This is a genomic window from Candidatus Uhrbacteria bacterium CG10_big_fil_rev_8_21_14_0_10_50_16, assembly GCA_002774875.1.
GTDB lineage: Bacteria > Patescibacteriota > Patescibacteriia > UBA9934 > UBA11717 > UBA11717.
The window spans coordinates 1-9,096 of the sequence record PCYM01000009.1; the positions used below are offsets into that span (position 1 = coordinate 1).

11 protein-coding genes are annotated in these 9,096 nt (G+C 49.7%); 7 read left to right on the plus strand and 4 right to left on the minus strand.

Annotation, left to right across the window (positions count from 1 at the left end; translation table 11 throughout):
• The first annotated feature begins 136 nt into the window (after positions 1-136).
• On the plus strand, positions 137-316 hold the full coding sequence (locus tag COV06_04025; protein PIR47328.1) for a hypothetical protein: 180 nt from the start codon (positions 137-139) through the stop codon (positions 314-316).
• A gap of 150 nt (positions 317-466) precedes the next feature.
• Entirely contained in the window at positions 467-1,240 is a 774-nt protein-coding gene (locus COV06_04030; protein PIR47329.1) for a hypothetical protein, read from the plus strand.
• 555 nt (positions 1,241-1,795) lie between these two features.
• Here the strand turns inward: COV06_04030 and COV06_04035 are convergent.
• Positions 1,796-2,167 carry a hypothetical protein gene (locus tag COV06_04035; GenBank protein PIR47330.1) on the minus strand — a complete coding sequence of 124 codons (372 nt, stop codon included), beginning with the start codon at positions 2,165-2,167 and terminating at the stop codon, positions 1,796-1,798.
• A gap of 9 nt (positions 2,168-2,176) precedes the next feature.
• Here COV06_04035 and COV06_04040 point away from each other — a divergent pair, with 9 nt between their 5' ends.
• A complete protein-coding gene (locus tag COV06_04040) occupies positions 2,177-3,238 on the plus strand; it encodes an RNA-dependent DNA polymerase (GenBank protein PIR47331.1) in 1,062 nt (353 codons plus the stop codon).
• A 4-nt stretch (positions 3,239-3,242) separates the two neighbouring features.
• Here COV06_04040 and COV06_04045 read toward each other — a convergent pair whose 3' ends face one another.
• The 3 genes from COV06_04045 to COV06_04055 are packed head-to-tail and all read right to left on the minus strand — an operon-like array spanning position 3,243 to position 4,954.
• On the minus strand, positions 3,243-3,701 hold the full coding sequence (locus COV06_04045) for a hypothetical protein (GenBank protein PIR47332.1): 459 nt from the start codon (positions 3,699-3,701) through the stop codon (positions 3,243-3,245).
• Positions 3,702-3,728: 27 nt separating this feature from the next.
• The gene (locus COV06_04050) at positions 3,729-4,697 is read right to left on the minus strand and encodes a DNA methyltransferase (GenBank protein PIR47333.1); all 969 of its coding nucleotides are present in this window, start codon (positions 4,695-4,697) and stop codon (positions 3,729-3,731) included.
• A 53-nt stretch (positions 4,698-4,750) separates the two neighbouring features.
• The gene (locus COV06_04055; GenBank protein PIR47334.1) at positions 4,751-4,954 is read right to left on the minus strand and encodes a DNA-binding protein; all 204 of its coding nucleotides are present in this window, start codon (positions 4,952-4,954) and stop codon (positions 4,751-4,753) included.
• Between the two features lie 79 nt (positions 4,955-5,033).
• Here COV06_04055 and COV06_04060 point away from each other — a divergent pair, with 79 nt between their 5' ends.
• The 4 genes from COV06_04060 to COV06_04075 all read left to right on the plus strand — a co-directional run bounded on the left by COV06_04060 (position 5,034) and on the right by COV06_04075 (position 8,910).
• Positions 5,034-6,155 (plus strand): hypothetical protein, encoded by a 1,122-nt coding sequence (locus COV06_04060; GenBank protein ID PIR47335.1) that lies wholly within the window; start codon positions 5,034-5,036, stop codon positions 6,153-6,155.
• Positions 6,152-7,132 carry a hypothetical protein gene (locus COV06_04065; protein ID PIR47336.1) on the plus strand — a complete coding sequence of 327 codons (981 nt, stop codon included), beginning with the start codon at positions 6,152-6,154 and terminating at the stop codon, positions 7,130-7,132. The genes COV06_04060 and COV06_04065 overlap by 4 nt, the downstream gene beginning before the upstream one ends.
• A 187-nt stretch (positions 7,133-7,319) precedes the next feature.
• Complete coding sequence (locus COV06_04070) at positions 7,320-7,733, plus strand: hypothetical protein (protein ID PIR47337.1); 414 nt, start codon at positions 7,320-7,322, stop codon at positions 7,731-7,733.
• Between the two features lie 10 nt (positions 7,734-7,743).
• Complete coding sequence (locus COV06_04075) at positions 7,744-8,910, plus strand: recombinase XerC (protein ID PIR47338.1); 1,167 nt, start codon at positions 7,744-7,746, stop codon at positions 8,908-8,910.
• The last annotated feature ends 186 nt before the right edge of the window (positions 8,911-9,096 follow it).

A 9,096-nucleotide genomic window follows, 5' to 3' on the forward strand; every position in this document is an offset into this window, starting at 1 on the left:
CTGGGCGAAATTCAGGCGGAAACCATTGGGACGCGCTTCGCGCGTCCCGCATGTTGGCTTCAAAAAAGCCGATTAGTTCGTTGTTGGTGACCCATTGTATTGAGCATTGGAACACCTTGATCCAGCAAATCAAGCAATGGTCAGAAACGCTACCGCATATCTTTGGGGAGCGGTCGTTCAGTTTCACGGGATAGCCAAAGATCGCCCAAATCTCCCACAAAAAGGCCGATTTCGAGGCAAAAACATTGACATTTTGGCCAAAATGTGGTATATTTTCGTCTTGTTCTTTGAAAGGCAAGGATTGGATTTTGCATGAGATAGGCGCTTTGTACGGCACATTTTGTCGTTTGAAGCGCTTGTCTCATGTCCGAGGCCAGCCGTTCGTCCAAAGCGTTTTTGGACGGCTTCTGTGAGACCGAGTGAACTCGCTACTCAACAGAGGCAATACGACAGAGAGGGAACCGAAATGGATCGCTACCCCGATCAGATGCTGGCTCGTCAGGCCAAGTTCGTGGGCACCCTGCGCATCGCTGGGATGCCTGACCGCTTCTACCAGCAGTCCATCGACGACGTCGAGTTCCGTGAGTGGCTCGTCGAGCAGGTCAAGGAGAAGCTGGGGCTGACCTACGAGGAGACCGAGACGCAGAAGGAAGCCCGTGAGCTCATGGGTGCCGACTTCCACGGTATCCCCGAGGTCGAGCGCTTCTTCGGTGAGATGACCGACAGCCAGCGCAAGCAGGCCGAGGTCATCCCCGAGAAGCTCATGGCCGACATCCGTGCTATGTCCCCCGAGGTGCGTAGCAAGTACATTCTCGAGTACGACACGGGCATCTCGCTCCTCGACGTGCGGGCGAAGGCTCGCATGGGGCTGTTCTACAAGCAGGACTGGTACGAGGGGCAGGAGTTCGCCAAGCGAATCGAAGACGCTCGCTGGCGGCTCATCCGCAAGATCCCCGTCGACGGCAGCTTCTCCAAGAGCTGGAGCCAGCAGGAGCGGCTCATCGACAGCCAGATCGACGAGATCCCCTCGGTGAGGCAGGTCGTCTACACGATGATCCTGCACTTCCTCGCCACGGGGGAGCGGTTGTTCGAGAAGGTCTACGTCCGCACCAGCGACGTCGACTCGAACGGCCGCCACGTCGACGTCGGGTACTTCGACGGGGACGGCCTCGGCGTCTACGACTGGTACGACAGCGGCCCTTACGGCATTCTCGGCGTGGCCTCCGCTCGGAAGTCCTGATCCTCGACCCTTGAGCCCTTGCTCCTCTTGAAACCTTGATCCTCCGCCGTAGGCGGATCGCTACAGGTGGATTTTGGAGCAAGACACGGCTCACTCACCCTTGGAGGGTACCCGCAACGACGTGGGTGCCCTCTTTTTCTTTTTGCGTGGTAAAATAATCACCGTCTTGTACCTGTGGGTATGGTTACGGCTTTACCTCACAAGACGCTCACTTTGAGCTCGCCAGAATATCGCCGTCTACGGATTGCGATAGCGTGCGATTCAAGGCATGGAGAAACTTCTTGCCCCTTTCTGGTGGAGATGTTCTGTATTAGAACTGCTCCCAAATCAAATACAGGAGAAAGAGAACATAGGCCACGTTGTGGCAGTAAACCTCGATCTTCGGTGTCACGGATGAAAACGGGCAACGTTCGTCGACTCGAACGGCAACCACGTCAACGTCGGGAACTTCGACGGGGACGGCCTCAACGTCAACAACTGGAACGACAGCAACCCTAACGACAATCTCGGCGTGGCCTCCGCTCGGCAGTCTCTCTCGCCTACAAGAAAGCGCTCTTACAGAGGAGCGCTTTCGTTTTCTCCTTTGAAGTGCTTTATCCAACCGCCGAGCATTCGCCCTATTTCATCAATCTGCTGCTGGATCTTGGCGTACTTGGCCGTATCAAGGACTTTGGTATCTTTTGCGATGCGTACGAAGACCCGTAGCATGTTGAGATCAACGCTTGCCTTCTCAAGCACTTCTATTTTCTCGGCTTTGTACAGGGCACTGGCGTGCAAGATTTTCTCGATTACATCGAGGTTCATCTTCTCAATTCGCAGCCAAAGCGCATACCTGTCCTGTTTTGGTACACTCTCCCGCAGTCCATAAACGTACAAATAGAGATCGTAGGCTTTCTTGAAAATGGGGATGTCAAACTCATCGAGCATAGTTTTGTTATGAGGATTTATCGCAACGTATTCTCCCAAATGATCGAACCATGTGCGTTGTTTTTGGCGTGGGAGAAGTTTCGCAAGGGAAAGCGTCACCGCAAGGATGTCGCCCGTTTTGATTGGGAGCTCGAGCAAAACATTTTCGAGCTTCACCGTGAGCTATCCAGCAAAACCTATCATCACGGCGCCTATTCAGGCTTTTACATCACCGACCCAAAGCAGCGCCATATTCACAAGGCAACAGTACGAGACAGGGTGGTACATCATGCTGTTTTCCAAGTTCTCAACCCGATCTTTGAGCCGACTTTTGTTGCAAACTCATTTTCTTGCCGTGTCGGTAAAGGAACGCACAAAGGTGTAGTCGCTGTGGAACGCATGAGCCGAAAGGTCAGTCAGAACTACACACGGCCGTGTTTCGTTCTCAAATGCGATGTGAGACGTTTTTTCGACTCCATCGACCATGATGTCCTCCTTGGTATTTTGGGGCGACGTATCAAAGACGGCGATGTCATGTGGCTATTGGATAGGATTGTAAGGAGCTATATTTCCGAATACGCCAACTTGTTTGAACGTAAAGGTGTACCCATCGGAAACTTGACCTCCCAGCTCTTTGCCAACGTCTACATGAACGAGTTTGACCAGTTTGTGAAGCAGAAGCTCAAGGTAAAACATTACGCTCGCTATACGGACGATTTTGTCGTGCTGCACCATGATCGAGATGAGCTTGAGCGACTTCTTCCACTTATCGAGGGATTTTTGAATGATCGGTTGAGACTTTCCTTACATCCGAAAAAAGTCTCCGTCAGATCGCTGCATCAAGGCATTGACTTTTTGGGTTATGTCGTGCGACCACATTGTGTGACGCTACGCACCAAGACCAAGCGCAGGATGTTTCGCAACCTCGACCACAAAGTGCAAAGGTTCAACAAGGATAAACTGGGTGCCGCTTCGCTGGCACAATCCGTCAATTCGTATCTCGGCGTCTTGTCTCATGCCAATGCTCGAAAAACCGAAGATCTTGTACACGGTAAGGTTTGGTATGAGGCAGAAAAACCCTTTGCGGATTGAGTCTTTACAGCTCGTCGCTATTCGACCATTTTTGAAACTCCATCATGTTGAACACATGCACGAGTTTGTCGTTTACCTGTCTGCGAAGCCACTCCTCGGCGCCTTTTTTGAACCCGCCGCCATCAAGTACGATGATTGTAGCGCATGGGTACTTCTCACGAATGTTGAGCACCAAGTACGGGAACTTCTCATCGACCGAGCCAGATGACTGCTGCCACTTGGACTCAATAACCATGCAGTCGGGATGTTTTTGTGGGTGATAGAAAATAAAATCGCAGTAGAGCTTTGTCTCATAGATTCCTTTACCGATCGGGTACTGGACGGTGTAGATGGGTTGCTCCAAATAACGAGCGGTATCGAACTTCTTTTTGTCGACGAACGTGTAGCCGTTGGCCTCAAGCGATTGTTGGATCACTCGTTCAAGGGCGTTGCCCGTATAGTTGGCTCGGGTACCTTGCATCATACCGTTTGTGTTTTGCGTCATAGAAAATCAATAGTTTGTTATGAGAAACTCCTCGACCTTGCTCCGCTCCGTCGGCTTGCAGTTCACAAAGCGTGGCGCCATGACCACATGCTTGGTAAAGCACTTATTGCGGTACAAGTCGTCGATGAGCTTGGTCTTGGAGTTGGAGAGCATGATGTAGGCGCCTTTCTTGTGCAGTTCATAAACAAAATCTCGCAGGCGTACTTGGTCTTTTTCGGTAAAGTTGTGCTCGGTGTAGGCGGTAAAGGACGTCTCCGTCGTTGGGTGATAGGGCGGGTCGAAGTACACAAAATCCCCCTTGTTTACAAAGTCACGAACGATCTCAAAATCTCCACGAATGAGATGCGCTTTTTGCAGGGCAAGATGACAGACACGGATCTTGTCAGGCTGCACAATGTTTGGATTTTTATAGCTCCCCATCGGAGCATTGAACTTGCCGCTTTTGTTGACCCGATACAGACCGTTGAAGCAGGTTTTATTGAGATACAAAAAGCGTGCCGCCACTTTGAGCGGATCTCTTGGCTCTTGTTTTCTGATCTTGTAGTAGTAGTCCTTGGAGTGCGCTTTGTCGTGCTCCTTGAGTAGTTCGATGAGCGCCTCTGGTTCTTTTTTGATGGCCTTGTAGGTGATGATGAGCTCGAGGTTATTGTCGGCAAGCGTGGCGTGCTCAAAACGGTCGAGAAAAGCAAAAAAAACGGCTCCACCACCAACGAATGGCTCAACGTAGTTGTTGAACGATTCAGGGAGTCGTTTTTCTATTTCAACAAGAAGCTGGCGCTTCCCGCCTACCCATTTCAAAAACGGGGAGGGTTTGTCTTTGATTGTCATAGCCTTGGTCGGATTTGTTGCTGGCGTGGTGGAACACAAAACCCACCGCCAGCTTGGTGTCTTTCGACACACGTACCCCTTTCGAGGTACGACCGACCAAGGCTTACTGAACGGTGGGTTCAATGCCTTGGTCGGTTTTTGTGCCATGCCCAGCGATTCGCTGGGGTTAGGCTATTGAGTTGTCAGAATGAACAGTTGAGCTATTTCTCCATCAGTTTCAATACGTCACGCTTTCTGTACCTACGATCACCTCGTGATCCAAAGCGCACGGCCACAAGGATGCCCTTGTTGTCCCAGTTGCGCAAGGTGTTGGGATGACAATGCAACAAATCAGCCGCTTCCTTGAGAGTCAGGAGCTCGTCGTCGAGCTTTTTTGGCTCTCCGTGAGTTGACCGATCTTGCATATCTGATAACTTACCATAAGTTGACAATCATCTGCAATCTATGGCGGGCACAGGAAGTTTCGATCCTACAACCTTACTGATGAAGTTCGACCCCTTGCTACTTGGCGAGTTCGCTAAAAAGCAAGAGCTGGATTTTATTATACACGATGGTGAAGACGAGGAGGTTCGTGCCGACCGATTTTTAGGAGTTATTGATAATCAAAACAAACAAAAACACGGCGAAGTTCTCACGGCACTCAATGATATAAGCGACATGTCGGGGTGGGCATCCGTAGAGTACTTACAAATAACTGCGGAGCGTTTGCAAAAGCAAGTGGACTGGGACGTGTACGATGAACTTCCAAACCACCACTCAAGAGCCCTTTGGTTCTTCCTCAATCACGAGGACATTTTCAACACATCGGTGGATGAGCATGAGCTTGATAACATTTGTAGTTGGAAAAGCGTCGTTGTCCCAGATGTGGATGTGGCAACGTTGACCAACGGCATCACTACGCTTGAGCAAGCTATACAAGAAATGTTTACATTTGGACGGCGAAAAACACGATGCAAAATCAAGCTTATCGAAAAGCCAGATCGCATCTGCATGGTGGCCTATGTGGAGGATCGGTTTGTAAATGATTTGAAGTTTGAGGAGGACGACAAGCTCAAGCCAGATACACCTCGGCGCCCTATTTTGCGGGCGTATATTCAGTACTGGCTTGAGGACAAAAAGCTCGAGGTGAAAATCAAGGGAGGTCAACCGAAAGTAGAGGGTCTCCATCGAGCCGTCGTGGAAGATGTGCTTGAATTACGCTATGAAGACTGCAAAACGTGCTCGTACAAGCTAGGTGTTCTCGCCTCGCTTGATCCTGATCCGTTGTCCGTTGCAGAGGAACAAAATGTAGATTCGGTTGAACTCAAAGCGATGAACCTACGCTACCGACCAAACGGGAGTAAGCTGCACCTGACCATTGGATCGGACTCAAAAGGTGGAGTGGAAAGCATGAAAAGCGCACTCAAATATCGCAATATAAACTTTGATTTCTTTGATATTCTACAAGCAAAGATCAAGGTCGTATTCAAAATCAATGGAAAAAATCGCCCTGTGACTTTCGATGTCACGCATGGCAAAGGTCATAACCTCAAGAGTCGAGAGCAAGATATGTTGGTGCGAAAACTCCTCATCAAGTGGGGTATTGATACCGTAGATGTACTATGAGGAAGGATTTGCGTCAGGTATTCCAACTTTTCAGCCCCTATGGGACGCATGTGGGCTATCGCTCGCTGGTGGATCTTATCGGGCAAGATGCCCTCGATGCACTCGTGACGATAAAACTCCTTGCGCCGACGCAGCGTCGCCAAGAATCCTTTTGCGAGTCGTGCGACGATACACACTTGCTCCCCGTCCATACCGATGAGTCAGGAGCGCCGTTTATCGCCTGTTCTCAAAGCACGGATCGTCAGTATCTCGACCCAAACGACATACTCGCTTACAGCCTCAATGTGCGGCGACTCCTCGATCTTTTTCTTGATGCCGAAGGTGTGGAGCCTACACAGGTCAACATCAAGCAGGATGGCGTTTTTTGGGAGCTGGGGAGCGTTGAACTCGCACAGGGAGTGCAACATCTGTTTTTTATCTGCGGACTCGATGAACTCACGGAGGAAAATGTCAGATATGCCCGTTCACGCAACAATGCCGCCATTCTGTTTGTGAGCGACCATGAAAGGGTCGCCTCTACTGTTGAGGTGCATACCGTTCCATTGCTCAACCTCATTGATGAAGTAGATGCGGAAGGTTTGCAACTTGACGAGACTGCCGAGGAAACCCACTTCCGTCGGGACTATGCCGTTGATAATGAGAAATCAATCAAGCTCGATGAGCACATCATCTTGATGCTGGAGGAGAAAAAACTGTTGTTCCAAAACAAGGGTCTCGGGCAGTTTGCTGGGAAACTACCAGTAAACGCCCAAGTGGTACGCATGATCGAGTTTCTATACAACGCACGGTATAAGAACGATCCAACGGTTGAACTATCAATCCTCGCAAATAGGTTTGCCAGCGATCACAAAGGCACGATTTCCACGTACAAGAAGCAAGTCAATGGTGCGGCAGTCAGCTATGGAACCAAGGAAGTCATTGGAAAAGACGGACGGGATCGATATCGTTTGAACCCTTGCCTTGATTGCTGCAAATAGGACACTCATTCGAGTGATTGTTCGACCAGTTACTCGAACGAAGCGAAAACGAGAAACGACCACACAGAAAAACTCCAAGAACTGGGGCTTTTTTTGTTTTTACTTCCCCACAGTTTTCAAGATTTGACACACCCGCAACTTGTACAGCCGCATGGAAAGCAGAGGAGTGAGAGACCGAAAAAAACACATGCGTAACTATCTGCTTCACAATATCAAACGACGCCACACCTACGACTCCAAGGAGATCGCAGCATTGTTGGACGTTGACCGTAAAACCATACAGCGGTGGATGAAGCTGGGTCTCAAGCCGATCATGCCAAACAAGAAGCCGCTACTGTTCTACGGCCAAGTACTCTACGACTTCATCAAAACGATGCGTGCGGATCGGAAAGTACCGCTCGCAGAGGATGAGTTCTTTTGCCTCTCGTGCAAGCAGGCGGTCAGGGCAAAACCTGATACCGAACGACTCGAAACGACAGGCAAACGGATCGGAAAAAAGAACGTGGAACAGTACAGCAAAATGGGTCGTTGCGAGGTCTGCAACGGAAAACTCTCCCGTCTGCTCAAGCCACTCCCAAAAGGATTGATGGATTCTCAATAACATAACGTATATGTCCCAATCACAACAAACCAACAAATCAACTAAAACGAAGGAGGAAATCCGCTACGAGAATGAGCTCGTAAAACGACAGTATTTCGACTACCTCAAAGAGTCACGAGGGTACTCCCAGAACTCCATCATCACCTACGAGGGATCGATTCTCCAATGGCAGGACTTTTCCAAAGATGTCGACTTTCGAGCGTTCAACAAGAAGCGTGCCGTTGAGTTCAAGGACTGGCTCGCAACCCGAAAAGGCAAACGTGGTGACACGTTGAGCGTTAGCTTCCAGTATCAGACCATTCGCAAGGTCAACGACTTCTTTTTTTGGCTCTCACGCCAAGACGGATACCGTCAGCATATCCAAGAGACGGATGTTGAGTTTCTCAAACTCGGCAAAAAAGAGTCCCGACAAGCGCTCCAAAGCAAACGACGACGTGTGCCGTCCATGGAGGTGGTCAAGAAAACCATCGAGGGCATTGAGCCCAACACGGAGATAGACAAGCGAGATCGGGCTCTCTTGAGCTTTACTCTTATTACAGGCGCACGCATTTCAGCGATTGTCAGTCTTCCCATGAGTGCTTTTGACCCGCATGAAATGGTGGTCGACCAAGATCCGAGTAATGAGGTCAAAACGAAGTTCAGCAAGCGAATCACGACAGCGTTCTTTCCCATCGAGTATAAAGAGGCGCAGCGTTATTTCGTTGAGTGGTACGAATACCTCAAAAACGAACGGGGATTCAAGGAAAACGACCCACTCTTTCCTGCCACAAAGGTAGAAAACGGAAAAGAAAATATCAGCTACTACAGCACGGGCGAAGTGGAGCCGATCTTTTGGTCAAATAGCAGCCCTGCTCGCAAGATCTTTGAAAAGCGATTCAAGGCGGTTGAAGAACCGTATTACAATCCGCACTCATTCCGACACTTACTCGTCAAGGAGTTCATGAAAAAACCTTTGACCGAGGAGCAGAAAAAGGCCATCAGTCAGAACCTTGGACACGAAAACGTCGTTACCACGTTCGGCTCTTATGGCTATGGACATATTGAGGAGAGCCGACAGATTGAACTCTTGCGAGAGATTGAGGCCGTACAGAACGGATCTGGCGAGGTGCGCTATAACATCAGCGAGAACGAACTGCAAACCTTACTTCGTAAAGTGGCATCGAAAGATGATGTGTAAGTTTTATGTTGCCGCTCTCGAAGTACAAAAAGCTGCTCGGCGAAGACGTAAAGGGTATGAGCGATGAGGAGATTCGCCAGCTTCGAGATGCACAGTATCGTGCAGCCAGATTGGCATTTGAGAAGTGGAAAAAAGAACGACTGGGAGTTCTCCCCGCTCGTTGATAATCAAGCATAAAACTGGCAT

Coding starts and splice junctions, on each gene's coding strand:
- COV06_04025 (PIR47328.1), top strand. CDS start 137: ATGGTCAGAAACGCTACCGCATATCTTTGGGGAGCGGTCGTTCAGTTT.
- COV06_04030 (PIR47329.1), top strand. CDS start 467: ATGGATCGCTACCCCGATCAGATGCTGGCTCGTCAGGCCAAGTTCGTG.
- COV06_04035 (PIR47330.1), bottom strand. CDS start 2,167: ATGCTCGATGAGTTTGACATCCCCATTTTCAAGAAAGCCTACGATCTC.
- COV06_04040 (PIR47331.1), top strand. CDS start 2,177: ATGAGGATTTATCGCAACGTATTCTCCCAAATGATCGAACCATGTGCG.
- COV06_04045 (PIR47332.1), bottom strand. CDS start 3,701: ATGATGCAAGGTACCCGAGCCAACTATACGGGCAACGCCCTTGAACGA.
- COV06_04050 (PIR47333.1), bottom strand. CDS start 4,697: ATGGCACAAAAACCGACCAAGGCATTGAACCCACCGTTCAGTAAGCCT.
- COV06_04055 (PIR47334.1), bottom strand. CDS start 4,954: ATGCAAGATCGGTCAACTCACGGAGAGCCAAAAAAGCTCGACGACGAG.
- COV06_04060 (PIR47335.1), top strand. CDS start 5,034: ATGAAGTTCGACCCCTTGCTACTTGGCGAGTTCGCTAAAAAGCAAGAG.
- COV06_04065 (PIR47336.1), top strand. CDS start 6,152: ATGAGGAAGGATTTGCGTCAGGTATTCCAACTTTTCAGCCCCTATGGG.
- COV06_04070 (PIR47337.1), top strand. CDS start 7,320: ATGCGTAACTATCTGCTTCACAATATCAAACGACGCCACACCTACGAC.
- COV06_04075 (PIR47338.1), top strand. CDS start 7,744: ATGTCCCAATCACAACAAACCAACAAATCAACTAAAACGAAGGAGGAA.